This is a genomic window from Erwinia billingiae Eb661 (genome assembly GCF_000196615.1).
GTDB lineage: Bacteria > Pseudomonadota > Gammaproteobacteria > Enterobacterales > Enterobacteriaceae > Erwinia > Erwinia billingiae.
The window spans coordinates 3,967,080-3,993,199 of sequence record NC_014306.1 but is presented as its reverse complement, the minus strand read 5'-3'; the positions used below and the strand labels follow the sequence as shown (position 1 = coordinate 3,993,199).

Here is a 26,120-nt window from a genome sequence, read left to right as displayed (position 1 = left end):
TCAGGACAGACTTTAACAATGGTGAAAGATGAATAACGGCTATCTGGCTTTCCCTCAATTTGACCCGATAATATTCTCCATCGGGCCAATTTCCCTGCACTGGTACGGTTTGATGTACCTTGTTGGCTTTGTATTTGCCATGTGGCTGGCCGTGCGTCGCGCCAACAAGCCTGGCAGTGGCTGGAAAAAAGAAGAAGTTGAAAACCTGCTGTATGCAGGCTTCCTCGGCGTGTTCCTCGGTGGGCGTATCGGCTACGTGTTGTTCTACAACATGCCGTTGTTCCTCGACAATCCGCTGTACCTGTTCAAAGTCTGGGATGGCGGCATGTCATTCCACGGCGGCCTGATCGGCGTGATCTGCGTGATGCTGTGGTTCGCGCGTCGCACCAAACGTAACTTCTTCCAGGTGGCTGATTTTATTGCGCCTCTGATCCCGTTTGGTCTGGGTGCCGGGCGCTTAGGCAACTTTATCAACGGTGAGCTGTGGGGCCGTGTGGCACCGGACTTGCCGTGGGCAATGCTGTTCCCAGGCTCGCGCAGCGAAGACGTTGCGCTGGCAGCCACTCACCCGGAATGGCAGTCACTGCTGGCGACCTACGGCGTGCTGCCGCGTCACCCTTCGCAGGTTTACGAGCTGCTGCTGGAAGGCGTGGTGCTGTTTATCATTCTTAACGTCTTTATCCGTAAAAACCGTCCGATGGGCGCGGTCTCCGGCCTGTTCCTGATCGGTTACGGCGCGTTCCGGATCATCGTTGAGTTCTTCCGCCAGCCGGATGCGCAGCTGGGCCTGTTCGATAACGCCATCAGCATGGGGCAGATCCTGTCTATTCCGATGATTCTGGCCGGCGTGATCATGATGGTCTGGGCCTACCGCCGTCAGGGCGCGCAGCAAGTACGTGGGGCAAAATGAAACAGTATCTGGATTTAATGCGAAAAGTGCTGGAAGAGGGCACGCCGAAGGATGACCGTACCGGAACCGGCACGCTGTCGATTTTTGGCCATCAGATGCGCTTCAATCTGCAGGATGGTTTCCCGCTGGTCACCACCAAGAAATGTCATTTGCGTTCAATCGTGCATGAGCTGCTGTGGTTCCTCAATGGGGATACCAACACCGCTTATCTGCAAGAGAACAAAGTCACCATCTGGGACGAATGGGCCGATGAAAACGGCGACCTGGGCCCGGTGTATGGCAAACAGTGGCGTAGCTGGGGCGCAGCCGACGGTCGTGAGATCGATCAGCTGACCAACGTGTTGCAACAGTTAAAAAGCGACCCGGATTCCCGCCGCATCATCGTGTCAGCCTGGAACGTCGGCGAGCTGGATAAGATGGCGCTGGCACCTTGCCATGCGTTCTTCCAGTTCTATGTGGCGAATGGCAAGCTCTCCTGCCAGCTGTATCAACGCTCCTGCGATATCTTCCTTGGCCTGCCGTTCAATATCGCCAGCTATGCGTTGCTGGTGCATATGGTTGCGCAGCAGTGTGACCTGGAGGTCGGGGATTTTGTCTGGACCGGCGGCGACACGCACCTTTACAGCAACCACCTCGAGCAGACCCATCTGCAGCTGACGCGTGAACCTCGTCCGTTGCCAAAACTGGTGATTAAGCGCAAGCCTGCTTCGCTGTTTGATTACCGTTTTGAAGATTTCGAGATTGAAGGCTACGACCCGCATCCGCCTATCAAGGCGCCGGTCGCTATCTGAGTTAAGCAGGAGCGGAACCCTCCGCTCCTGTCCTTCCTTTTATTCTCTCCTCAGGTTTAAGCCACAGGAAAACAGGCAAAACGGTCTTCGAGCAGAGGATAGCCGTTGGAGCCAGGCAATCCCTGTTGTATTCGCTTCGCCGTCCAGCAAATCATTTTACGAGAGCCCCCGCAAATACTTTGTCCTTATGCTGCAACGCCAAATTCTTGTTGGAAAACGCCGCGTGCTTTGCCGGATTGCCGCTGGATTGATGTGGGGTAAAAAGCACAATACAGCGATGAAAACGATGAGCGGATTTACCTTAGCCGAGCTGTTAATCGTCATGGTGATTGCCAGTATCCTGACGCTCGGTGCCATGAGCAGCTGGCAAAGCTGGCAGCAATTGCAACGGCTGAATGACAGCGCGCGCCAGCTCCAGCATTTCCTGTTGCGGTTGCGCAGCGAGGCGAATGAGCACAACGCCGCACGGATACTTTGGCGACGCACTGGGGCAGCCTGGTGCGTGGGCAGCGGCCCGCTGCAACCCTGCGGCAAAGCCTCACGCAGCCTGTTTCCCGCACCCTGGCCGGAGGTCGGCTTGCGTTCACTGACCGAGGAAATGGGCTTTTATGGCCGCAATAATGTTGCCCGTCCCGGCCGCATTGTCCTCGCCGGGGAAGCCGGTGAACGGCATGTGGTGGTGTCGTCACGAGGACGGGTGCGGATATGTGAGGATAACTGCCTGTGAAGCAGACGGGATTCAGCCTGGCAGAAATGCTGGTTGCGCTGGCCATCAGTAGCGTGCTGTTGCTTAGCGCCGCCAGGCTGCTTCCGGTGCTGCAACGCAACAATCTGCAAACCCTGATGCGCTTTCAATTGCAGGAGGAATTGCAGTTGATGATGTTCACCCTGGAAAAATCGGTGCTCCGGGCTGGATATTGCCGGGGAGAATGTCGCGGACAGGGGCTGACTCTCGGCGCTGATGGCCACTGCCTGTTGGTGCGTTGGGATGAAAACAGTAACGGCAAATGGGAAGGCGTGGAAAGCAGCGACAGTGATTTCTATGGCTACCGTTGGCGTGACGGCAGTCTGGAAACGCAGCGGGGCGTCGATCGGTGTGACGGTGGCGGTTGGGAAAGGCTAAACGACCCCCGCACCGTGACCATCGAGTCGTTCCGGGCAACCCAGGTCGATCGCCAGATCCGTCTGGCGATCACCGCCTTCGCCAAAGCCTTTCCCTCCGTTCGGCTGACGGTGGAGCGTTGGTTGACCCCGGCCAATCTATGACTGATTTACCAAAGCAGCAGGGCGGCGGCGCGTTGATTATGGTGATTATCCTGCTGGCGTTATCGGCGGCCTTGCTCAATGCCACGCGCAAGCAGTTGGATGGCGGGCTGAGCCGGGTCAATGATGAACGGCAGTTCCTGCAACAAAGGGTGCAGGCCAGCTCGGCGTTGAGTTGGGGAGCCCGACAACGGTGGCCGGTCTCGCCGGAATGGCAATGTCAGCGGGAAAACGCCAGCGGCTGGCGAAGTTGCCTGCTGACTGTTAATGACCAGCGCGAGCTGTTAATGGGCGACAGCGGGCCAGGCACTATTGCCCAGTATCAGTGGGTAGCACGACCGGGGGCGATGAGCCTCAAACCGCTGCCCCACGGCTGGCTTGATTACTGCCCGCTGGCAGAGGAAGAAGGATGCTATCCCGATGAAAAATCAGCTGGGCTTTAGCCTGCCGGAAACCCTGGTTGCGCTGCTGCTGTTTGCCTGCAGCTTAACGGCCTTACTGCAGTATCAGCTGGCGCTGGCCAAAGGGTTCCAGCAGCAGGCACAACAACGTGAGGCCTGGCGCTATGCCTTACAGCGTTTCGAGGGCTATCAGCCACCCAACTGGCAGAGCGCCGTGGTGCAGCAGATGGGGCCAGCAAACTGTCCGCTATTAACTGCGTCGGTGGTCAGCCCGCTCGGACGTCAGGCGCAGTTAACCTTGCTGCGTTGCCCCGATATCACCGAGTGACGGGACTGGCGATTTGCAACCTGCCCCTGACAGGTTACAGTGTTGGCGCAAAGCAACATCCCGGAAAAGGAGCAGACATGTTTACCGTTTACCACTCAAATCAGCTGGACTTGCTGAAATCGCTGGCGGCTTTTCAGATTGAAAACCAGCCCCTGCGCGATCCCTTTCAGTCTGAAGTGGTGCTGGTACAAAGCCCTGGCATGGCGCAGTGGCTACAAATGTCGCTGGCTGAGCAGTTTGGTATTGCGGCCAACATCGCCTTCCCGTTACCGGCGACCTTTATCTGGGACATGTTTGTTCGCGTTTTACCGGGCATTCCTAAAGAGAGTGCCTTTAATAAAGCCAGCATGAGTTGGAAGCTGATGGCTATTCTGCCAGCGATGCTGACACGCCCCGAATTCACGCTGTTAGAGCACTATCTGACCGAAGACCAGGACAAGCGCAAACTCTTCCAGCTGGCTTCCCGCGTGGCGGATTTATTTGACCAGTATCTGGTCTATCGCCCGGAATGGCTCAACAGCTGGGAGAAAGGCCAGATCATTGACGGGCTGGGCGAGGCGCAGCAGTGGCAGGCACCGTTATGGGCCGCGCTGGTGGAATACACCGCCGAACTGGGCCAACCCGAATGGCACCGCGCCAATCTCTATGCACGCTTTATCCGTAAGCTTGAGAGCAGCAATGAGCGGCCGCCCAATCTGCCTGACAGGGTGTTTATCTGCGGTATTTCTGCCCTGCCACCGGTCTATCTGCAGGCGCTGCAAGCGCTGGGCAGGCACATTGATATCCATCTGCTGTTTACCAATCCCTGCCGCCATTATTGGGGCGACATTCAGGATTATGCTTTCCTCGCCAAACTACAGAGCCGCCACCGTCAGCATTTTCAGCGGCAGAGTGAAAGCCCGCTGTTCCGCCAGGCCGATGCCTCCGCGCTGTTTAATGACGCGGGAGAACAGCAGCTCAGCAATCCATTGCTGGCCTCCTGGGGCAAGTTGGGCAGGGATAACCTCTTTCTGCTGGCCCAGATGGAGTGCCAGGAAATAGACGCCTTTGTCGATATTGAGCCCACTACCTTGCTGCAAACGGTACAGCGCGACCTGTTAGAGCTGGAAGACAACGCGGTGATTGGCCTGCAACAAAATGAGTGGGAAACCAGCACGGCGAAACGGCGGCTGGATCCTGCTGATCGATCGATCAGCCTTCACCTTTGCCATAGCCCGCAGCGGGAAGTGGAGGTGCTGCAGGATCGCCTGTTGCAAATGATGGCTGACGATCCTTCGCTGTCTCCGCGTGAAGTGATTGTGATGGTGGCCGACATTGATGCTTATACCCCGTTTATTCAGGCGGTATTTGGTAATGCGCCCGCCGGGCGTTATCTGCCGTTTGCCATTTCTGACCGCCGCGCCAGTCAGGCTCATCCCGCCTTGCAGGCCTTTATCTCGCTGTTGAGTTTGCCCGACAGCCGTTTCACCTCAGAAGAGGTGCTGGCGCTGCTGGACGTTCCGGCACTGGCAAACCGCTTTGCCATTGATGAAGAAGGACTGAAGCGCCTGCGCCGCTGGGTGGAAGAGTCCGGGATCCGCTGGGGGCTGGATGACGATACCGTCCGCGATCTGGAACTGCCGCCGACCGGGCAGCATACCTGGCAATTTGGCCTGACCAGAATGTTGCTGGGCTATGCGATGAACAGCGAAAGCGGTCACTGGCAGGGCGTGCTGCCTTATGATGAGTCCAGCGGCTTGATTGCAGAACTGGCCGGCAACCTGGCCGAGCTGCTAACGCGTTTGCGCCACTGGCGAACCCTGCTGAATACCACGCAACCACTGGAAGAGTGGCTGCCGCTGTGCCGGACGCTGCTGCAGGATTTCTTTGCCGGCGATGCCGATACCGAAGCGGCGCTGGCGCTGATTGAAGAGCAGTGGCAGCAGGCGATTAATTACGGCATCCAGGCACAGTATCAACAGGCTGTTCCGCTCTCCCTGCTGCGGGATGAACTGGCTTCCCGCCTCGATCAGGAAAGGATCAGCCAGCGCTTCCTCGCCGGTCCCATCAACTTCTGTACGCTGATGCCAATGCGCTCCATCCCGTTTAAGGTGGTTTGCCTGCTGGGAATGAACGACGGGGTTTATCCGCGCACGCTGCCGCCATTGGGCTTTGACCTGATGAGCCAGCAGCCGAAAAAGGGCGACCGTAGCCGTCGCGATGACGACCGTTATCTGTTCCTGGAAGCGATTAACTCGGCGCAGCAGCAGCTGTATATCAGCTATATCGGGCGCACCATTCAGGACAACTCAGAGCGCTTCCCGTCGGTGTTGGTTAGCGAACTGGTCGAGTACATCAGCCAGAGCTTCTGCCTGCCGGAGGACCAGTCGCTCGACGTCGACAAAAGCGCCGAGGCGGTGATACGACATCTGCACCATCTGCACAGCCGGATGCCTTTTGCCGCGGAAAATTTCTCGCCGCAGGCCGAATTCAAAAGCTTTGCCGCCGAATGGTTGCCTGCCGCCAATGCCAGCGGCGTGCCGCATCCCGCCTTTATGCAGCCGCTGCCAGTGCTGGAGATCGCGGAACTTAATTTCGAGCAGCTGGTGCGTTTCTGGCGGCATCCGGTGCGGGCCTTTTTCAGCCAGCGGCTGGGGGTAAGTTTTATCGCCGAAGAGGCCGGTTTACCCGATGCGGAGCCGTTCACCCTCGATAATCTCAGTCGTTATCAGGTTAACACCCAACTGCTTAATACCCTGATTGATGAACAGCCGAGCGAGCCGCTTTACGCCCGGCAGCGTGCCTCAGGGAATCTCCCTTACGGCGCCTATGGTGAGCTGTTCTGGCTGGAGCAACAGGAAGAGATGGCCGAGCTGGCAAATCGCGTGCGCGAACAGCGCGCCGGGGCGGTCAGTTGGGAAATAGCCTTGCCGATCGGCGGGATACAGCTGAACGGCTGGCTGCCTCAGGTTCAGGATGATGGCTTACTGCGCTGGCGGCCGGGCCACCTTAACTTTACCGACGGGCTATCGCTGTGGCTGGAACACCTGGTTTACTGCACGCTTGGCGGCCAGGGCGAAAGCCGGATGGTTGGCCGTAAAGAGAGTCAGTGGCGCTTTCCCGCACTGCCTGCTGAACAGGCCAGAGAATGGCTGGGTCGTTATGTCGAAGGCTACCAGCAGGGGATGTGCTCACCGCTACTGTTATTACCGCGAACCGGCGGTGCCTGGCTGGAAGCCTGTTATGACGAAAAGGCCGGACAGCTGCTGACGGATGATGGCACGCAGGCCAAAGCCCGTATCAAGCTGTTGCAGGCCTGGCAGGGGAATATGCAGATTGAAGGTGAGGGCAGCGATCGCTATCTGGCCCGTCTGTTCCGTACGCTGGATGATGAAATAGTGCAGCAGATCTCGCACAACGCGGAAATTTGGCTGCTGCCGCTGCTGCAGATGAATGACATGCAGTAAGACATCCTGTAGTGTTACTTTATAACCATTTGTCGTTTTTTACTTTCTTGTTTCTTTTTCGTCCACAGCCGTCAAAGAAAATATCCAGGTTAAATGTCTGCTACCGCTCTGCCCGCACCGGAGCGGTAAGCCAGAAGATTAGATCGTCGAGGAGTTTGAATGCGTCGTTATGCAGTCTGGTTTTCCACGCTTTTCCTGCTGTTTACGTTGAGCCCTTTGGTACAGGCACAACCTGGTTGGCAGCCGATCCCTGAAACGATCCGCAAGAGTGAAAAAGACCCTCGTCAGTATCAGGCCATCAAGCTGGATAATGGCATGACGGTGCTGCTGGTTTCCGACCCGCAGGCGACAAAATCGCTTTCCGCGCTGACCATCCCCGTAGGCTCCTTAGAAAACCCGCGCAATCAACAAGGGCTGGCTCATTACCTTGAGCATATGCTGTTGATGGGCTCAAAACGCTATCCTCAACCTGACAACCTGGCCGAATTCCTTAAAAAGCATGGCGGCAGCCACAATGCCAGCACCGCGTCTTATCGCACCGCGTTCTATCTTGAAGTGGAAAACGACGCGCTGGAACCGGCGGTCGATCGCCTGGCGGATGCCATTGCCGAACCGCTGTTGGATCCGGTCAATGCCGATCGTGAGCGTCATGCGGTCAATGCGGAACTGACCATGGCTCGCTCACGCGACGGCCTGCGTATGGCGCAAGTGGGTGCCGAAACGCTGAATCCCGATCACCCAAGCTCGCTGTTCTCCGGCGGAAATCTGGACACGTTGAAGGACAAGCCGGACAGCAAATTGCACGATGCGTTAACCGCCTTCTATCAGCGTTATTACTCTGCCAATTTGATGAAGGCGGTGATTTACAGTAATAAGCCGATGGATGAGCTGCAGACCATTGCGGCCAAAACCTTTGGCCGGGTGGCAAACCGTAATGCGACGGTGCCGGCTATCACCGTGCCGGTGGTCACCGACAAGCAGAAAGGCATCATCATTCATTACGTTCCTGCTCAACCGCGCAAGCAGCTGAAAATTGAATTCCGTATTGAAAATAACAGCGACAAATTCCGCAGTAAGACCGACACGCTGATTGCCTATCTGATTGGCAACCGCAGTAAGAACACCCTTTCTGACTGGCTGCAAAATCAGGGGCTGGCGGATTCCATTGATGCCGGCGCCGACCCGGTGGTTGACCGCAACGGCGGCGTGTTCTCTATTTCCGTTTCGCTGACCGATAAGGGCCAGGCTGACCGCGATCGGGTGGTTGCGGCGGTGTTCAGCTATCTGAATACGCTGCGCACTGGCGGCATCGATAAGCGCTATTTCGATGAAGTCGCCAACGTATTGAATCTCGATTTCCGTTACCCATCCATTACCCGTGATATGGATTATATCGAATGGCTGGCTGACACCATGCTGCGGGTTCCGGTTGCCGATACCCTGGACGCCCCCTATATCGCCGACCAGTACGATCCGCAGGCGATCAAGGCCCGTCTTGACGGCATGACGCCACAGAATGCCCGCATCTGGTACATCAGCCCGGACGAACCTCACAACAAAGTGGCGTATTTCGTTAACGCGCCTTATCAGGTCGATACCATCACCCCTGAGCATTTCGCGCAGTGGCAGGCGGCCAGTGAAAAAATCGACCTGTCGTTGCCGGTGCTTAACCCGTATATCCCCAACGATTTCAGCCTGATTAAGCCGGATCATAAATACGATCATCCGGCCGAAGTGGTGAATCAGCCAGGTCTGCGGGTGTTTTATATGCCTAGCCAGTATTACGCCGATGACCCCAAGGCCAGTATTACCCTTTCGCTGCGTAATAAAGAGGCGATGAGCACGGCTAAAAATCAGGTGATGTATGGGCTGAATGATTATATGGCCGGGCTGGCGCTGGACGAGCTGAATTCTCAGGCCTCGGTGGCGGGGATCAGTTTCTCCACCGGTGAAGACGATGGTGTGACCTTTAGCGCCAGCGGTTTTACCCAGCATCTGCCAGAACTGATGAAAGAGCTGCTGAAAAGCTACGCCACCTACCAGCCCGATCAGCAGATGTTGGATCAGGCTAAGTCCTGGTATCTGGAACGGCTGGCCTCCGCAGCGAAGGGCAAAGCCTTTGAGCTGGCCATTCAGCCTGCCCAGATGGTTTCGCAACTGCCTTACACCCAACGCAGCGAACGCCGTGCGCTGGTGGCGGGCATCACGCTGGATGAGGTAAAAGCCTATCGCAATATGCTGCTGGAGAAGGCGACGCCGGAGCTGATGGTAGTGGGTAACATGACCGAAGACGCCACTAAGACCCTGGCCACGGACGTGAAGAGCCAGCTGAACTGCTCAGGAGAAAGTTGGTGGCACAGTCAGTATCTGTACATCGACAAGAAAACCTCCGCCAACTTGCAGGATGAAGGCAGCAGTACGGATTCTGCGCTGGCCGCGCTGTATGTCCCGCTGGGCTATCCGGAATATGAGAGCGTTGCCAGTAGCGCGCTGTTAAGCCAGATCATCCAGCCGTGGTTCTACAACCAGCTGCGTACCGAAGAACAGCTGGGCTATGCGGTATTCTCCTTCCAGATGCCGGTTGGCCGTCAGTGGGGCATTGGCTTCCTGCTGCAGAGTAACGTGAAGCAGCCAGCCTACCTGCTGACCCGTTTCCAGGCGTTCTATCCAACCGCGGAGAAACGCCTGCGTGAGATGAGCAAAGACGATTTTGCGCAGTATCAGGCGTCGATGATTAACGAGTTGAAGCAACGACCGCAAACCCTGGATGAAGAAGCCGGACGCTTCAGCAAAGACTTCAACCGTGAAAACTACCAGTTTGATACGCGCGAGAAGGTGATTGCGCAGATCCAGGCGCTGACGCCGGAAAAAATGGCCACCTTCTTCCACAAGGCGGTGATTGAACCGCAGGGCCTGACGCTGTTATCACAAATTTCAGGCAGTCAGCACGATAAGGCGGATTATGCCAAACCAGAAGGCTTTACCAACTGGAAAGAAGTGTCCAAACTGCAGCAATCTTTCCCGGTGAAAAGCGATAAACCATGACTCAACTTGCCCAGCGCCTTGATCCCTTAACGCTGCCATTGCAGGGAGAAAGGCTTATCGAGGCCTCGGCAGGCACCGGCAAGACCTTTACTATCGGATTGCTCTACCTCCGTTTACTGTTAGGGCTGGGCGGCGAAGCGGCTTACAGCCGCCCTCTGCCGGTAGAGGAAATTCTGGTGGTGACCTTCACCGAGGCGGCCACCGCTGAACTGCGTGGCCGCATCCGGGAAAACATCCATAAGCTGCGCATCGCCTGCGTGCGGGGGCAGTCTTCAGATGTGATGTTGGCCCACCTCCTTGAGCAAATTCCCGATTTACAGCAGGCCGCTGCCCAGTTACTGGCCGCCGAGCGTCAGATGGATGACGCCGGGATCTTCACCATTCACGGCTTTTGTCAGCGCATGCTCAACCTCAACGCCTTTGAATCCGGCATGCTGTTTGAACAACAGCTGATTGAAGATGAGTATCCGTTACGCCGACAGGCCACGGCTGATTTCTGGCGTCGCTACTGTTATCCGTTGCCATTGCCGATTGCCCGGGTGATGACCCAGATGTGGCAGGGGCCGGAGCAGTTGCTCAGCACGCTATCGCCCTGGTTGAACGGTGAAGCACCGTCACTCAAACACCCGCCCAATCTGCAGGAAACCTTTACCGAGCGGCATGAAAAAATCATTGCCGAGATTGACCGGCTGAAGGCCGCCTGGCTGGCCGCGGGAAACCTGCATGATGTGATTGCTAACTCTGGCGTGGATAAGCGCAGTTACAGTAGTAAGCACTTACCTAATTGGCTGGAGAAGCTTAATCAGTGGGCGACGGAAGAGACGCAGGATTACAGCTTCCCCAAAGATCTCGAGCGTTTTAGTCAGCGGGTTTTGCTGGAGAAAACCAAAAAGGGTGAAGCACCTCAGCATCCGCTGTTTGACGAGATAGACCGCTTCCTGGCGGAGCCTCTCTCTCTGCGCGAGCTGGTGATCGCACGCGCCTTAAGTGAAATCCGTTTTGCCACGCAAAAAGAGAAGCAGCTCAACGCGTTACTGGGCTTTGACGATCTGCTGGGCAGGCTGGACAGTGCGCTTCAGCAACCGGCCGGAGGCGCATTAGCTGAGGCTATCCGTGGACGCTATCCGGTGGCGCTGATAGATGAATTCCAGGATACCGATCCGCAGCAGTACCGCATCTTCCGTACCCTGTATGGCAAGCAGCCCGAGAATGCGCTGTTGCTGATAGGTGACCCGAAGCAGGCGATCTACGCTTTCCGGGGTGCAGACATCTTCACCTATATGAAAGCGCGTAATGAAGTTAGTGCCCACTATACGCTGGAGACCAACTGGCGCTCTTCTCCGGGCATGGTTAACAGCGTTAACCGTCTGTTTTCTCAGCAACAACATCCATTTTTATTCAGCGATATCCCGTTTATTGCGGTGCAACCTGCCGGACCGAATGCCGCCCTGAGTTTTACTCTTGATGGCACTGAGCAACCGGCATTGCGCTTCTGGCTGCAGCCTGGCGACGGCGTCGGAGTAAGTGATTACCAACAGTTTATGGCTCGTCAGTGCGCGGCGGAAATTTGCCACTGGCTGACCGCGGGTCAGCAAGGTACTGCGCTGATTGGCAAAGGCGAAAAACATCGCCCGGTTCAGGCCTCTGATATCACCATTCTGGTTCGCAGCCGCGGTGAAGCCTCGGTGATGCGTGAAGCCCTGAATGGCCTGAATATTCCCTCAGTGTATCTTTCAAACCGCGACAGCGTTTTCACCACACCGGAAGCGCGTGAAATGCTCTGGCTGCTGCAGGCGGTTCTGGCCCCGGAGCAGGAACGCGTGCTGCGCAGCGCGCTGGCCACCAGCATTTTTGGTCTGGATGCGGTCACGCTGGATGCGCTAAACCAGAATGAGCGTGCCTGGGATGCGCTGGTGGATGAGTTCGACGGCTACCGTCAACGCTGGCTAAAACGCGGCGTGCTGCCGATGCTGCGTGAGCTGATGATTAACCGCAATATTGCCGAAGATTTACTGGCTTCAGAGAGCGGGGAACGGCGGCTGACCGACCTGCTGCATCTCGGTGAACTGCTGCAGGAAGCTTCGGCCCAGCTGGACAGTGAACATGCGCTGGTTCGCTGGCTGGCGCAGGAAGTGGCTCAGCCCAACGGGCAGTCATCCAGCCAGCAGCTGCGGCTGGAGAGCGATCGTCATCTGGTGCAGATCGTCACCATCCATAAATCCAAAGGATTGCAGTATCCGCTGGTCTGGCTGCCATTTGTCGCCAACTATCGCGAAGCGGGACAGGGCATTTATCACGACCGTGAGAGCTATCAGGCCTTGCTGGATTTGCGTGACGATGAAGAGAGTGTTGAGCTGGCCGAGCAGGAACGGCTGGCCGAAGATCTGCGGCTGCTGTATGTGGCGCTGACCCGTTCGGTCTGGCATTGCAGCGTAGGCATTGCGCCTCTGGTTAAAGGCAACCGCAAGAAAGAGGGCAACAGTGACCTGCATCGCAGCGCGTTGGGCTATCTGGTTCAGCATGGCGAAGCTGCCGATGCCAGCCAGCTGCTCAGCCATCTCCAGTCACTGGAAAATGATTCTATTGAGGTGATTGCCGCCGCAGCGCCAGATGCCACGCCGTGGCAGCCGGTGCAGGATGAAGAGCAGGTATTAAGCAGCCAGCAGATCGGCCGAACGCTGCGCGATGAGTGGCGAGTTACCAGCTACTCCGGCCTTCAGCAACACGGACAGTCGGTCACCTTCGACCTGCTACCTAAACTGGACGTCGATGCCGCAGGCGAAGGTCAGAACCCGCTGATGAGCCAGCTGACGCCGCACAGTTTTCCGCGTGGCGCCGCGCCGGGGACCTTCCTGCACGGGCTTTTTGAAAACCTGGACTTCACGCAACCCGTTGAGGATGAGTGGCTCAGCGAGCAGCTGCTGGCACAAGGACATGACCTTGCCTGGCTGCCGGTGATGAAGGCCTGGCTGGAGCGGATTCTCCAAACGCCGCTGGATGATTCCGGCGTCAGCCTCAGCCAGCTTCCTGCCGATAAGCGCCAGGTCGAGCTGCAGTTCTATCTGCCGATTCAGCAAATGCTGACCGCTTCCGGACTGGATAAGCTTATTCGCCACCACGATCCGCTTTCTGCCGAATGTCCTCCACTAAACTTCCAGCAGGTTCAGGGGATGCTGAAAGGCTTTATCGACCTGGTCTTTTGCTGGCAGGGGAAATATTACCTGCTCGATTACAAATCCAACTGGCTCGGGGCTTCAGCAGAAGACTACACGCCAGAGGCGATGGCGCTGGCAATGCAATCGCACCGCTATGATTTGCAGTATCAACTTTACAGCCTGGCGCTGCACCGCTATCTGCGCCATCGTCTGGCGGATTATGACTATCAGCAGCATTTTGGTGGCGTGTTCTATTTGTTTTTACGCGGCGTGGACGGCACCGCCAGCGAGAACGGTATTTACCGAACGCGGCCGGATGTTGGGTTTATCACCGCGCTGGACGCGCTGTTTGCCGGTACCGCGCAGGAGGACGTATGTCAGGGATAGCCGCGCTGTTGCAACAGGCCGGTGAACTGCGGCTGTTCCGCTCGCTGGATATACAGTTTGCCCGCATGATTGCGTCTGAAGATCATCCTGCTTTAATGCTGGCCGCGGCCTGCGTCAGCGCGGAAGCCGGAGAAGGGCATGTTTGCCTGCCTTTGGCCCAGTTTACCGAACAGGCGTTGTTTGACGGGCGACAGCCTGAACTTGCCCGTCAGCTGTGGCGGGCAGCGGGTGAACCAGCGTGGCTGGACCTGTTGCAAAACGCTGAGGCCGTCGGTGACGGTTCCACGGCCACACCGCTGGTTTTGCATCAGCAGCGTCTTTACCTGCACCGCATGTGGCAGTCTGAAGGAGAGGTGGCGCGATTTATTGGGCGGGAAGCCGCTGCAACCGCATTCGACCCGCAGCAGCTGCGCGCAGCACTGGATCGGCAGTTTGGTCAGCAGCCGGATGACTGGCAAAAGATTGCGGCTGCGGTCGCGATCACCCGTCAGATCTCGGTGATTTCCGGCGGACCAGGCACCGGTAAAACCACCACCGTGGCCAAACTGCTGGCCACCTTGCTCTCGCTGTCGCAAGAGACGGTACGTATCCGTCTGGCCGCGCCAACCGGTAAAGCCGCGGCCCGATTGACCGAATCGCTGGGCAAAGCTCTGCAGCGGCTGGAGGTCAGTAACGAGGAGAAACAGCGGTTCCCGGCTGAGGCGACCACGCTGCACCGCCTGCTCGGTGCGGTGCCCGGCAGTCAGAGAATGCGTTATCACGCCGGTAACCCATTGCACCTCGATCTGCTGGTGGTGGATGAAGCGTCGATGGTCGATCTGCCGATGATGGCTAACCTGATTGCCGCGTTACCTTCGCAGGCGCGGGTGATCTTCCTCGGTGACCGCGATCAGCTGGCCTCGGTTGAAGCGGGCGCGGTATTGGGCGATATCTGCCGCTGCGCTGAAACGGGATACAGTCTTGCACGTGCAGAAGAGCTGAGTGCCTTAACGGGCTGCCTTATCGAAGGCCGGGAAGACCCGCAGGCGCCGCCGGTGCGTGACAGTATTTGCCTGCTGCGCAAGAGCTACCGCTTCGATGCCTCTTCAGGAATTGGTCAGCTGGCGCTGGCCGTCAATGCGGGCGATACGCGCCAGGTCGATGCAGTCTTTGCCGCTGATTACGCCGATATTGAGCGCTTCACGTTGGGGAGTAGCGAAGCGTATCAGCATCTGCTTACTGCCTGTGTTGCCGGATACCGCGACTATCTGAGCCGCCTTGCAGCCGGTGCACAGCCTGCCGATGTGCTGGATGCGTTTAGCCGTTTCCAGCTGCTTTGCGCGCTGCGCGAAGGGCCGTTTGGGGTGATGGGGCTGAATGAACGCATTGAGGTCTCGCTGCAAAAAGCGGGCTTGATCCGTCGTTCACCGGGCGCGGCGAATAAATGGTATCCCGGCCGGCCGGTGATGATTGCCCGCAACGACAGTGCGTTGGGGCTGTTTAACGGCGACATTGGTATTGCGATGCTGGATGAGGAACAGGCGCTGAAGGTGTTCTTCCCACTGCCTGACGGCAGCATCAAAGCCGTACAGCCCAGCCGACTGCCGCCGCACGATACTGCCTATGCGATGACGGTGCATAAATCGCAGGGATCCGAATTCGATCACACCGTGCTGGTGCTGCCTAATCAGTTCACGCCGGTGCTGACCCGCGAGCTGGTTTACACCGCCATCACCCGCGCGAAATTACGATTAACGCTGTATGCGGAGCAAAACGTGTTAAACAGCGCGGTGAAAATGCGCACCTTGAGGCGCAGCGGGCTGGTCGAACGGCTTACCGAATAATCGGGCTGAGATGAGACGTTAAAAAGGGGCGATAAATCGCCCCTTTTTGGTCTTCAGGAGAAGAGACGCGCGTGGCGCAGATCGGCCATCAGCACTTTTGAGCGGCGCTGATAGTTGTACATCAGCTTTTTGCTTTCCGGCAGCAGTTCGATATCGACCGGCGTAAAGCCGCGTTCCTGGAACCAGTGAATGCTGCGGGTGGTCAGCACGAAGAGTTTCTTCAGCCCCATCTGACGCGCCTGCAGTGCCACGCGTTCCAGCAAGGCTTCACCGCGCGAGGAACTGCGGTAATCAGGATGCACCGCCACACAGGCCATCTCGCCAATCGCTTCTTCCGGGAACGGATAGAGCGCGGCGCAGCCAATCGTCAGGTTATCGCGCTCAATGATGGTGAACTTATCAATTTCCATCTCTAGCTGCTCGCGTGAGCGACGAACCAGAATTCCCTGCTGCTCCAGCGGACGGATCAACTCCAGAATGCCGCCGATATCATTAATGGTGGCACGGCGGATCTGCTCGGCACTTTCCATCACGATCTGCGTACCGATGCCATCGCGCGAGAACAGTTCCTGTAACAGCGCGCCGTCTTCCTGGTAGCTGATCAAATGGCTACGACGCACGCCGCTGCGGCAGGCTTTAACCGCACCACGCAGAAAACGCACGGTGCCGGACAGGTAGTCATCGCGCGTTTCCAGCTCTTCAATACGCTGCTGGGCATCATTCGGGAACAGCTCGGAGATGATATTGCCTTCATCATTGGTCACGCCCTGTTCGGAGCAGAAACCAATCATCTTCTCGGCTTTCAGCTTGATGGCCAACTGCGTCGCCACTTCTTCAGAGGTCAGGTTGAAGCTCTCACCGGTGACGGAAACCGCAACCGGCCCCATCAGCACAATTGCGCCGCTATCCAGCTGACGGTGAATCGCTTCTTCATCGATACGACGAATACGGCCGCTGTGGCAGTAATCCACGCCATCATCCACGCCTAACGGTTGGGCAATAATAAAGTTGCCGCTGACCACATTAATATGCGCACCCTGCAACGGGGTATTGTTCAGGCTCATCGACAGGCGGGCGGTAATATCCAGCTGTAAACGGCCTGCGGCCTGCTTAACCAACTCAAGGGATTGCGCATCGGTGACACGGGTATGCTTGTGATAAATCGGCTCCAGCTGGTGTTCAGCCAGGTTGGCGTCTATCTGCGGCCGGGCGCCATACACCACCACCAGGCGAATGCCCAGGCTGTGCAGCAGGCCAATATCATTGACGATGCTTGAGAAGTTCTCATGCTCGATGGCTTCACCACCCAACATAATGACAAACGTCTTACCACGGTGGGCATTGATATAGGGCACGGTATGACGAAAACCCTGAACCAGCTCGGTACTCCGTTCCTTCACGGCAAACCCTCTATGAATTATTATTCGCTAAAAGTGTATTTTTATTCTTTTATTGGCCGGGCGCAAGGGGCAATTTCTCAGTATTTTCTGGTTTCTTTCCCTGGCGGCCACGCTAATACGCTGCATTTTATCGCTTTTTCTGGGTGACACCGCCGGAGGGATTCGCTAAAGTTTTTGCACTTGGTAGTCATTTGGCTTTTTTTTAGACACAGTTCAGCAAACACCTCTGGAGTAGCATGTCCGATTTACCCTCACCAGGCCGCCGCCGGTGGTTAAAAAACGCCGGCGCCGTCGTGCTGCTGAGCGTCAGCAAAGTAGGGCTGGCCGCCAGCAGCCATGTGGTGGCCATCCGCATCTGGCCGTCTTCAACCTATTCCCGGCTGACGCTGGAATCCAACCGCCCGCTGAAATATAAGCAGTTTGCGCTCAGTCATCCCGAACGTGTGGTGATTGATATTGCCAATATCCAGCTTAACCATGCGCTGAAAGGCGTCGGGAACCTGGTGCGCAGCAACGATCCCTACATTAAAAATGCGCGAGTGGGGCAGTTCGATGCCAATACCGTCCGACTGGTGCTTGAGCTAAAGCAAAATGTGTCGCCAAAGATTTTCACCCTCGCGCCCGTCGCCGGGATCCGCGATCGCCTGGTGCTGGATCTCTATCCGGCAAAAGGCAGCAGTTACGATCATGCTGACGATCCGCTTCTGTCGTTACTGGAAGATTACAACAAAGGCGATCTGGAAAAGAGCCAGCCTGCAGCGGCGGCTTTGCCGGGCAAGGCGGGACGGGATCGGCCGATTGTGATCATGCTCGATCCGGGGCACGGCGGCGAAGACTCGGGGGCCATCGGCAAACATAAAACCCGCGAAAAGGACATCGTGCTGAAGATCGCCAGACGACTGAAGGTGTTGATCGACAAGCAGCCCAATATGCGGGCCTATATGACGCGCAACGAAGATGTCTTTATTCCGTTAAAAGTCAGGGTGGCCAAAGCGCGCAAACAGCGTGCCGATCTGTTTATCTCCATCCATGCCGATGCCTTCACCAGCCGTGCGGCACGCGGCTCGTCGGTATTTGCGCTCTCGACCAAAGGCGCGACCAGCACTGCGGCACGTTTTCTGGCGCAGACGCAGAATGAATCAGACCTGATTGGCGGCGTCAGCATGAGCGGCGATCGCTATCTTGATCACACCATGTTCGATATGGTGCAGAGCCTGACCATCAACGACAGCCTGAAATTTGGTAAAGAGGTGCTGTCCCGCCTCGGCAAGGTCAACCATTTACATAAACGAACCGTCGACCAGGCGGGCTTTGCCGTGCTGAAAGCGCCCGACATCCCGTCGATTCTGGTGGAAACAGCGTTTATCAGTAATTTAGAAGAAGAACGAAAGCTGCGGACGACGCGTTATCAGCATCAGGTGGCGGAATCTATTCTGGCGGGGATCAAAGCTTACTTCGCCAGTGGCGCAAGCCTGGCACCCAGAAAATAATCGGGATTGTGGGGCGGGGTGCTGCTCGCCCGGCATTAAGCGCACAGGCAAATCCATTGCGGGGAATTTGGCGGAGGCCAGAAACAAAAAAACACCCGTTAAGGTGTTAAGTTGGTTGCGGGAGCCGGATTTGAACCGACGACCTTCGGGTTATGAGCCCGACGAGCTACCAGGCTGCTCCATCCCGCGTCCGTAGTGTACTACTGTTGCTTCCGTCACAACAGGTCTTTCTTTTACTGCTTTCTCCGAAGAGAAATGGTTGCGGGAGCCAGATTTGAACTGACGACCTTCGGGTTATGAGCCCGACGAGCTACCAGGCTGCTCCATCCCGCGTCCGATATACTGTTGCTTCCATCACAACAGGTCTTGCTGTTCACAGAACATTCTCCGAAGAGAAATGGTTGCGGGAGCCAGATTTGAACTGACGACCTTCGGGTTATGAGCCCGACGAGCTACCAGGCTGCTCCATCCCGCGTCTGTGGAAGCGCACTATACGCTGTAGGAGTTTTGATGCAACCCCTTTCTGCAATAAAGTCATCAAAATAGCGCTTACTGCTCACTTCTTCTGCATTTGCCTTATTCTCGTACAGCAACCGATGAACTTTACCGTTGAGCCGTTTAATTCTCCCGGTGCCTTTGCTATCTTCGGCGAGGAATTCCGCATAGAGGGCAGTGAAATAATGAAAGGATGTTGGGCGAAGTTTGCAGTAACAGGGGCGTTGCTTGCCCTGCTGGCGGGATGTTCCTCAAAACCGACCGATCGTGGCCAGCAGTATAAAGACGGAAAGCTGGACGAGCCGCTCGGACTGGTCAATCAGCCGAATGCGAAAGGGCGTCCGGTGAATGGCAAAGACTTCAGCGATCAGGTCAGCGAAATTCAGTACGCGTCGCCGGCGATGTATTCCCGCCAGACCGGCACCTACGGTTCGATTAAAGCCTGGCTGATGGCGGGCGGCGACACGCGCCAGCTGCGCCAGTTTGGTCTGGATGCCTATCAGATGGAAGGCACCGATAACTATGGCAACGTGCAGTTCACCGGTTACTACACGCCGGTGCTGCAGGCCCGTTACACGCGCCAGGGCGAGTTCCAGTATCCTTTATACAGAATGCCTGCGCGTGCTAAAGGCGGACGCCTGCCAAGCCGTGCTGACATTTACAGCGGCGCGCTGGGCGATCGCTACATCGTTGGCTACAGCAACTCGCTGATGGATAACTTCATTATGGATGTGCAGGGCAGCGGCTACGTGGATTATGGCGACGGTCGTCCGCTGACCTTCTTCGGTTACGGCGGCAAGAATGGCCACGCGTATCGCAGTATCGGCAAGGTGTTAATCGATCGCGGTGAAGTGAAGCGTGAAGATATGTCGATGCAGGCGATCCGCAAATGGGGCGAAGAGCACAGCCCGGAACAGGTGCGCGAACTGCTGGAGCAGAACCCCTCCTTTGTGTTCTTCAAGCCAGAAAACTTTGCGCCGGTGCGCGGAGCCAGCGCCGTTCCGCTGGTGGCGAAAGCCTCCGTGGCGTCTGACCGTTCGCTGATCCCGCCGGGTACCGCGCTGCTGGCCGAAGTGCCAATACTGGACAACAACGGTAAATTTACCGGAAAATATGAGATGCGAATGATGGTGTCGCTGGATGTTGGCGGTGCGATCAAAGGCCAACACTTTGATATCTATCAGGGCATTGGTGAGCAGGCGGGGCATATGGCCGGCTGGTTCAACCATTATGGCCGCGTCTGGGTGCTGAAATCAGCCCCTGGTGCTGGTGTGCCGGTATTCTCTTCTGCATCAAATAGCACTAACGGTTCCGCTCTGCTGACCCAGTAATCGTTGCTGTTAGCGGGCTGGTTCGCCAGCCCTTCACTGAATTCTGAGGTAAAGCATGACTTCTCTTTCTGACGCCTGGCTGCAACGCTTTGGCGGCACGGCGCGTTTGTATGGGCAACCGGCGCTGCAGCTGTTTGCCGACGCGCATATCTGCGTGGTGGGTATTGGCGGCGTCGGCTCGTGGGCCGCTGAAGCGCTGGCCCGCACCGGCATTGGTGCCATCACCCTGATTGATATGGATGATGTCTGCGTCACCAATACCAACCGGCAGATCCATGCGCTGAAAGAGACGGTTGGTCAGGCGAAAACCGACGTGATGGCCGAGCGTATTCTGGCAATTAACCCGGAGTGCAAAGTCACCTGCGTGGATGATTTTATTACCCCGGATAATACGGCTGAGCTGATGAGCGCCGGCTTTAGCTATGTGATTGATGCGATCGACAGCGTCCGGCCAAAAGCCGCGTTGCTGGCCTGGTGCCGCCGCAATAAGATCCCGCTGGTGACCACGGGGGGAGCCGGTGGGCAGATCGATCCGACTCAGATCCAGGTTGCCGATCTGGCGAAGACTATTCAGGATCCGCTGGCGGCCAAACTGCGTGAGCGGCTGAAGAGCGATTTTAAGATCGTGAAAAACAGTAAGGGCAAGCTGGGGATCGACTGCGTATTTTCGACGGAAGCGTTGATGTATCCGCAGGCGGATGGCTCGGTTTGTGCCTCCCGCAGCACGGCGGAAGGTCCGAAGAAGATGGATTGCGCGTCAGGTTTTGGTGCGGCGACAATGGTGACGGCAACCTTTGGCTTTATTGCCGTTTCCCACGTGCTGAAAAAGATGATGGCGAAAGCCGCGCGCGCCTGATGGCGTGCACCAGGTGTGAGCCTTAGCTTTCCTTAGCCGCTTCGATCACCGCTTCCGCCAGCGCGCTCAACCCGGCGCTGCGCGACGAGCTCAGCTGGGCACGTAATCCCAGCTCATCAAACAGCGTCAGCGGGTCGTGACTCAGCAGAGTGGCGGGTTGCTGACCTTCTACGGCGGTTAATAATACCGCCAGCAATCCGCGCACGATCCGGCCTTCGCTATCACCGTAAAAGTGCAGGCTGCCATCTTCACGCCGTTGATGCCCCAGCCAGACCCGATTTTCACAGCCGCTAAGTTCGATATCTGCCGTTTTTAATGCCTCTGGCAGCGCCGGAAGCTGTTTTCCCATCAGGATCAGCTGACGATAACGGTCTTCCCATTGCGTATACGCCGAGAATTTTTGCTTCAGGCCGTCGGCGGTAATCAGTTCGCCGAAGGGATGAGGTGCCAGTAAAGAAGTCATGATTAATCGCCTAACAGGTCCAGTGCGGTGGTCATCCCTTTGACCAGCGCGTCTACATCGTGAAGGGTATTATACGGCGCAAATGACGCACGCAAAGTCCCGCTTACTCCTAATGCCTGCAACAGCGGCTGTGCGCAGTGCTGCCCGGCCCTTAAGGCAATGCCGCTTTCCGCCAACAGCGTGACCACATCGCTGTGGTGAACGCCGGCGATATCAAACGAAAGCAGGCTGGAGCGGCTGGCCCGGTAACTGCGGAATCCACTCAGCGCGGATAGGCGTTCTTCTGCCACATCGGCTAATCCACAACTCCAGCTCTCGGCGGCGTCCAAATCAATGCCTTCCAGCCAGCTTAGCGCGGCGCTTAACCCAATGACGCCGGCGACGTTTGGCGTTCCTGCCTCAAAGCGCCACGGCACCGGCTGCGGGACGAATCCGTCAAAGCTGACGCTGCTCAGCATTTTGCCGCCGCCCTGCCAGGGTTCCATCTCCTCCAGCAGCGCGGTTTTGCCATACAGCGCACCAATGCCCATGGGGCCATACAGCTTGTGGGCAGAAAATGCGTAGAAATCGATATCGTGGGTTTGCACATCCGGCGGCGCGTGAACCACGCCCTGAGCACCATCAATCACCACTTTGGCACTGACACCATGAGCAAGCGCGATGGCCTGAGCGATATCAGGGCAACCGCCCGTGACGTTCGACATTTGTCCAAGTGCCAGCACTTTGGTTTTTGACGACAGCAGTTCTGGCAGCAAGGCCATATCGGGCAGCAGATGGCTGCCCAGCGGCCACTTCACCACTTTTGCGCCGGTCTGGGCGGCAACCATCAGCCACGGTACCAGGTTGGCGTGATGCTCGGCTTCACTCACCAGAATTTCATCACCTGGCGCTAAACGAGGACGAAAATAGCCTTGAGCCACCAGGTTAATCGCTTCGGTGGTGCCTTTGGTCCAGACGATATTGGTCGCCAGCGGGGCATTCAGCAGCCGGGCAACCTGTTCGCGCGCCTGCTCATATTTTTCGGTTAATTCACGGGCAGCAGCAAACTGGCTGCGGTGAACGGTGCCGGCGCTGAGGCTGTAAAACTGCCGGGTAGCGTCAATCACTGCCGAGGGTTTTAAGGTGGTGGCCGCACTGTCGAGATAGACTCCAGCATCAGCCAGCGCCGGGAAATGCTGACGAAAGAGGGCGGGATTAAAGCTTGTCATAATTTCCTCGACTAATGATGTATTGGTGCGGTATCACTCAGGACCACTCTGAATAACAGGCATATTCCTGGCAAAGTTGGAAAAGCGGGTTATGCTTTTTCAGGAAAGCTTTAAAACATTACCAGCAGATAAGCACCCTTTTGGCAGGCAATTTACCCGCATTTTGCCAACAGGTCGTGCTCTGAAGGTGATTTATCGGATTACCGTCTTCAAGGAGAATAAAGATGAAAAAATTTGCTGCAATTCTGGCCGCCTGTGCCATGACCTTTACCCTGGCTGCTTGTTCAAGCAACTATGTGATGCATACCAATGATGGCCGCACTATCGTCGCAGACGGCAAACCTGTGGTCGACACCGATACCGGTATGATCAGCTATCAGGATGCCAATGGCAACAAACAGCAGATCAACCGTTCTGACGTGAAAGAAATGGTTGAGATGGGCCAGTAAGCTTCAGGCAAAAAAAAAGCACCGCAATTTGCGGTGCTATTAATCACTATGGACAGACAGGGTAAATCTACAGGAATAAAAGATAGCCAGGCTATCAGATCTGAAAAGCGTCAGATCAAATGCAAACACAACATCACGACCACAAGCCAAAAGCCCTTCAAAATCCGGCGTTTCCGCCCCAATTTCAAACTGCTTTTCGTTCCGGCTCAGGAAGTGCGGCAACTATAGGTATTTGCTGGTACATCCTCAACGGACAAATTATAATGTCTCGGATAAAAAAAACTAATACGTAAAGCTCCGTCAGGAGTGTTACTTCCGATGATGTTCAAAAGTATCCGGTAACCATGTCAAAACGTCTTCCCCCTTTAAATGCTCTGCGGGTTTTTGATGCCGCGGCGCGTCATCTCAGCTTTACCAAAGCCGCCGAAGAGCTGTTCGTCACTCAGGCCGCTGTCAGCCACCAGATTAAGTCATTAGAGGACTTTCTTGGGCTGAAGCTGTTCCGTCGTCGCAATCGTTCGCTGTTGCTGACCGAAGAAGGGCAAAGCTATTACCTCGACATTAAAGAGATTTTTACCTCGCTGAATGATGCGACGCGCAAGCTTCAGGCGCGCAGTGCAAAGGGCGCGCTGACGGTCAGTTTGCTGCCCAGTTTTGCCATTCAGTGGCTGGTGCCGAGGCTCACCAGCTTTAACTCAGCTTATCCGGGGATCGACGTACGGATCTCTGCGGTGGACCGCGACGAAGAGAAGCTGGCCGATGATGTCGATGTGGCTATCTTTTATGGTCGTGGCAACTGGCCGGGCCTGCGGGTGGAAAAACTCTACGCCGAATATCTGCTGCCGGTCTGTTCGCCCTTACTGTTGACCGGGGATAAGCCGCTGAAGACGCCGGAAGACCTGGCTAACCAGACGTTGCTGCATGATGCCTCGCGCCGGGACTGGCAGTCTTACACCCGGCAGCTGGGCGTTGGGCATATTAATGTGCAGCAAGGGCCGATCTTCAGCCATAGTGCGATGGTGCTGCAGGCGGCAATTCACGGGCAGGGCGTGGCGCTGGCGAATAATGTGATGGCGCAAACCGAGCTGGAAGCGGGAAGGCTGGTTTGCCCGTTCAACGACGTTTTAGTCAGTAAAAACGCTTTTTATCTGGTTTGTCATGACAGTCAGGCAGAACTGGGTAAAATAGCCGCCTTCCGGCAGTGGATTCTGGCAAAAGCCGCCAGTGAACAAGAAAAATTCCGCTTTCGATACGAGAGCTGAGATGTGATTTTTTGCCGCGTGGCCTGATGGCGGCGCGTGCACCCTCTGAGGATCTGGGAAATGTCGAGTCGTGCGATGCTGGTTTTTGCAGCAATAAGCGGGTTTGTCTATGTGATGCTGGGTGCTTTTGGCGCCCACGTATTGAGTAAATCGCTGGGGTCAGCGGAAATGGCCTGGATTAAAACCGGTCTGGATTATCAGGCGTTCCATACGCTGGCGATAATGGGTCTGGCTGCGGCGATGATCCGCCGGGCGAATTTCTGGTTTTACTGGAGCAGCGCCTTGCTGGCCCTGGGGACGGTGTTGTTCAGTGGCAGCTTATATTGTCTGGCACTCTCGCACCTGAAGCTGTGGGTTTTCGTTACACCAATCGGCGGCACCTGCTTCCTGATTGGCTGGATTTTGATGTTGGTTGGCGCGCTGCGTCTGAAAAAAAGGGCAGAACGCCATGAATAAAGTATTACTGTATTGCCGTCAGGGCTTTGAGAAAGAGTGTGCGGCAGAAATTACCGCTAAAGCCGCCCAGCGTGAAGTGTTTGGCTTTGCGCGGGTAAAAGACGATTCCGGCTACGTGCTGTTTGAATGCTATCAGGCGGAAGAAGCGGAAAAGCTGATTGCCGAGCTGCCTTTCAGCGAGCTAATTTTTGCCCGCCAGATGATTGTGGTTGGCGAACTGCTGCGCGACCTGCCGCCGGAAGACCGCGTCACGCCGGTAACCGGCATGCTGACCGGCTTTGTCGAGAAAGGCGGCGAACTGCGTGTCGAAGTACCCGACACTAACGAAAGTAAAGAGCTGCTCAAGTTTTGCCGTAAGTTCACCGTACCGCTGCGCAGCAGCCTGCGTGCCGCGGGCATTTTGTTGAAGTATGAGACCGACCGCCGTCCTGTGGTGCACGTGTTCTTTATCGCGCCAGGCTGTTGCTACGTTGGCTACTCAATGCCGAAAAATAACTCGCCGCTGTTTATGGGCATCCAGCGCCTGAAGTTTCCTTCCGATGCACCAAGCCGTTCCACGCTGAAGCTGGAAGAAGCCTTCCACGCCTTTATTCCGGCCGATGAATGGGATGAGCGTTTGGGCAGCGGATTGTTCGCGGTAGATTTAGGCGCCTGTCCAGGCGGCTGGACCTATCAGCTGGTGAAACGCAGCATGATGGTTCATGCGGTAGATAATGGCCCGATGGCGCCAAGCCTGATGGATACCGGTCAGGTGTTTCACCACCGTGAAGACGGCTTCAAATACCGCCCAACCCGCAGCAATATCTACTGGGTGGTGTGCGACATGGTTGAGAAGCCGGTGCGCGTTGCCAACCTGATGGCTGACTGGGTGGTTAACGGCTGGTGCCGTGAGGCGATCTTTAACCTCAAGCTGCCGATGAAAAAGCGTTATGAGGAAGTGTCGCAAAACCTGGCGATGATCGACGAGAAGCTGAAGGCCAACGGCATTAATGCCCAGATCCAGGCCCGTCAGCTGTATCACGATCGTGAAGAAGTGACGGTGCATATCCGCCGCATCTGGGCTGCAGAGCCCGGACGCCGTGACGAGAAGTAAGCTTTCAGAATAGCTCGCCATGTTGGCGGGTATTAGCAGAAAATTGCCCGGCCATTTACCCCATGGCC

Annotated in this window: 20 protein-coding genes and 3 tRNA genes; 17 read left to right on the top strand and 6 right to left on the bottom strand. The window is 56.4% G+C overall.

Features of this window, described 5'->3' with window-relative positions; all coding sequences use genetic code 11:
• The first annotated feature begins 28 nt into the window (after positions 1–28).
• From lgt to recD, 10 genes are all read left to right on the top strand, one after another.
• On the top strand, positions 29–910 hold the full coding sequence (gene lgt, locus EBC_RS19660) for a prolipoprotein diacylglyceryl transferase (protein ID WP_013203599.1): 882 nt from the start codon (positions 29–31) through the stop codon (positions 908–910).
• Positions 907–1,701, top strand: coding sequence for a thymidylate synthase (gene thyA, locus EBC_RS19655; RefSeq protein WP_013203598.1), 795 nt, complete (start codon positions 907–909; stop codon positions 1,699–1,701). The genes lgt and thyA overlap by 4 nt, the downstream gene beginning before the upstream one ends.
• 286 nt (positions 1,702–1,987) lie before the next feature.
• Positions 1,988–2,428, top strand: a complete 441-nt coding sequence (locus tag EBC_RS19650; protein WP_331426426.1) for a prepilin-type N-terminal cleavage/methylation domain-containing protein — start codon at positions 1,988–1,990, stop codon at positions 2,426–2,428.
• Positions 2,419–2,967, top strand: coding sequence for a prepilin peptidase-dependent protein (locus tag EBC_RS19645; RefSeq protein ID WP_041692110.1), 549 nt, complete (start codon positions 2,419–2,421; stop codon positions 2,965–2,967). Before EBC_RS19650 ends, EBC_RS19645 begins: the two co-directional genes overlap by 10 nt.
• On the top strand, positions 2,964–3,407 hold the full coding sequence (locus EBC_RS19640; RefSeq protein WP_041692109.1) for a DUF2509 family protein: 444 nt from the start codon (positions 2,964–2,966) through the stop codon (positions 3,405–3,407). Before EBC_RS19645 ends, EBC_RS19640 begins: the two co-directional genes overlap by 4 nt.
• On the top strand, positions 3,385–3,693 hold the full coding sequence (locus EBC_RS19635; protein WP_013203595.1) for a prepilin-type N-terminal cleavage/methylation domain-containing protein: 309 nt from the start codon (positions 3,385–3,387) through the stop codon (positions 3,691–3,693). The genes EBC_RS19640 and EBC_RS19635 overlap by 23 nt, the downstream gene beginning before the upstream one ends.
• A 77-nt stretch (positions 3,694–3,770) precedes the next feature.
• Positions 3,771–7,139, top strand: a complete 3,369-nt coding sequence (gene recC / locus EBC_RS19630; RefSeq protein WP_013203594.1) for an exodeoxyribonuclease V subunit gamma — start codon at positions 3,771–3,773, stop codon at positions 7,137–7,139.
• A gap of 159 nt (positions 7,140–7,298) precedes the next feature.
• Complete coding sequence (gene ptrA / locus EBC_RS19625) at positions 7,299–10,184, top strand: pitrilysin (RefSeq protein ID WP_013203593.1); 2,886 nt, start codon at positions 7,299–7,301, stop codon at positions 10,182–10,184.
• The gene (recB, locus tag EBC_RS19620; RefSeq protein WP_013203592.1) at positions 10,181–13,726 is read left to right on the top strand and encodes an exodeoxyribonuclease V subunit beta; all 3,546 of its coding nucleotides are present in this window, start codon (positions 10,181–10,183) and stop codon (positions 13,724–13,726) included. The genes ptrA and recB overlap by 4 nt, the downstream gene beginning before the upstream one ends.
• Positions 13,714–15,549 (top strand): exodeoxyribonuclease V subunit alpha, encoded by a 1,836-nt coding sequence (gene recD / locus EBC_RS19615; protein WP_041692108.1) that lies wholly within the window; start codon positions 13,714–13,716, stop codon positions 15,547–15,549. Before recB ends, recD begins: the two co-directional genes overlap by 13 nt.
• A 53-nt stretch (positions 15,550–15,602) precedes the next feature.
• On the opposite strand, the gene argA is transcribed toward recD, so the two are convergent.
• The gene (gene argA, locus EBC_RS19610) at positions 15,603–16,949 is read right to left on the bottom strand and encodes an amino-acid N-acetyltransferase (RefSeq protein WP_013203590.1); all 1,347 of its coding nucleotides are present in this window, start codon (positions 16,947–16,949) and stop codon (positions 15,603–15,605) included.
• A gap of 236 nt (positions 16,950–17,185) precedes the next feature.
• On the opposite strand from argA, the gene amiC reads away from it, so the two are divergent.
• Positions 17,186–18,439 (top strand): N-acetylmuramoyl-L-alanine amidase AmiC, encoded by a 1,254-nt coding sequence (amiC, locus tag EBC_RS19605; RefSeq protein ID WP_013203588.1) that lies wholly within the window; start codon positions 17,186–17,188, stop codon positions 18,437–18,439.
• A gap of 112 nt (positions 18,440–18,551) precedes the next feature.
• Here amiC and EBC_RS19600 read toward each other — a convergent pair.
• The 3 genes from EBC_RS19600 to EBC_RS19590 form a co-directional block, all read right to left on the bottom strand.
• Positions 18,552–18,628, bottom strand: a tRNA-Met gene (locus tag EBC_RS19600).
• Positions 18,629–18,695: 67 nt separating this feature from the next.
• Positions 18,696–18,772, bottom strand: a tRNA-Met gene (locus tag EBC_RS19595).
• Positions 18,773–18,837: 65 nt separating this feature from the next.
• Positions 18,838–18,914 (bottom strand) — tRNA-Met (locus EBC_RS19590).
• Between the two features lie 205 nt (positions 18,915–19,119).
• Here EBC_RS19590 and mltA point away from each other — a divergent pair.
• Positions 19,120–20,265, top strand: a complete 1,146-nt coding sequence (mltA, locus tag EBC_RS19585; protein ID WP_013203587.1) for a murein transglycosylase A — start codon at positions 19,120–19,122, stop codon at positions 20,263–20,265.
• A 55-nt stretch (positions 20,266–20,320) separates the two neighbouring features.
• A complete protein-coding gene (gene tcdA, locus EBC_RS19580; RefSeq protein ID WP_013203586.1) occupies positions 20,321–21,121 on the top strand; it encodes a tRNA cyclic N6-threonylcarbamoyladenosine(37) synthase TcdA in 801 nt (266 codons plus the stop codon).
• Positions 21,122–21,143: 22 nt separating this feature from the next.
• Here tcdA and csdE read toward each other — a convergent pair whose 3' ends face one another.
• Positions 21,144–21,587 (bottom strand): cysteine desulfurase sulfur acceptor subunit CsdE, encoded by a 444-nt coding sequence (gene csdE, locus EBC_RS19575; RefSeq protein ID WP_041692107.1) that lies wholly within the window; start codon positions 21,585–21,587, stop codon positions 21,144–21,146.
• Positions 21,587–22,792 (bottom strand): cysteine desulfurase CsdA, encoded by a 1,206-nt coding sequence (gene csdA / locus EBC_RS19570; RefSeq protein WP_013203584.1) that lies wholly within the window; start codon positions 22,790–22,792, stop codon positions 21,587–21,589. Before csdA ends, csdE begins: the two co-directional genes overlap by 1 nt.
• Before the next feature lie 224 nt (positions 22,793–23,016).
• On the opposite strand from csdA, the gene EBC_RS19565 reads away from it, so the two are divergent.
• From EBC_RS19565 to rlmM, 4 genes are all read left to right on the top strand, one after another.
• Positions 23,017–23,241, top strand: a complete 225-nt coding sequence (locus EBC_RS19565) for a YgdI/YgdR family lipoprotein (RefSeq protein WP_013203583.1) — start codon at positions 23,017–23,019, stop codon at positions 23,239–23,241.
• A 344-nt stretch (positions 23,242–23,585) separates the two neighbouring features.
• Positions 23,586–24,503 carry a transcriptional regulator GcvA gene (locus tag EBC_RS19560; RefSeq protein ID WP_013203582.1) on the top strand — a complete coding sequence of 306 codons (918 nt, stop codon included), beginning with the start codon at positions 23,586–23,588 and terminating at the stop codon, positions 24,501–24,503.
• A 60-nt stretch (positions 24,504–24,563) separates the two neighbouring features.
• Positions 24,564–24,959, top strand: coding sequence for a DUF423 domain-containing protein (locus tag EBC_RS19555; protein ID WP_013203581.1), 396 nt, complete (start codon positions 24,564–24,566; stop codon positions 24,957–24,959).
• On the top strand, positions 24,952–26,052 hold the full coding sequence (gene rlmM, locus EBC_RS19550) for a 23S rRNA (cytidine(2498)-2'-O)-methyltransferase RlmM (protein WP_013203580.1): 1,101 nt from the start codon (positions 24,952–24,954) through the stop codon (positions 26,050–26,052). The genes EBC_RS19555 and rlmM overlap by 8 nt, the downstream gene beginning before the upstream one ends.
• The last annotated feature ends 68 nt before the right edge of the window (positions 26,053–26,120 follow it).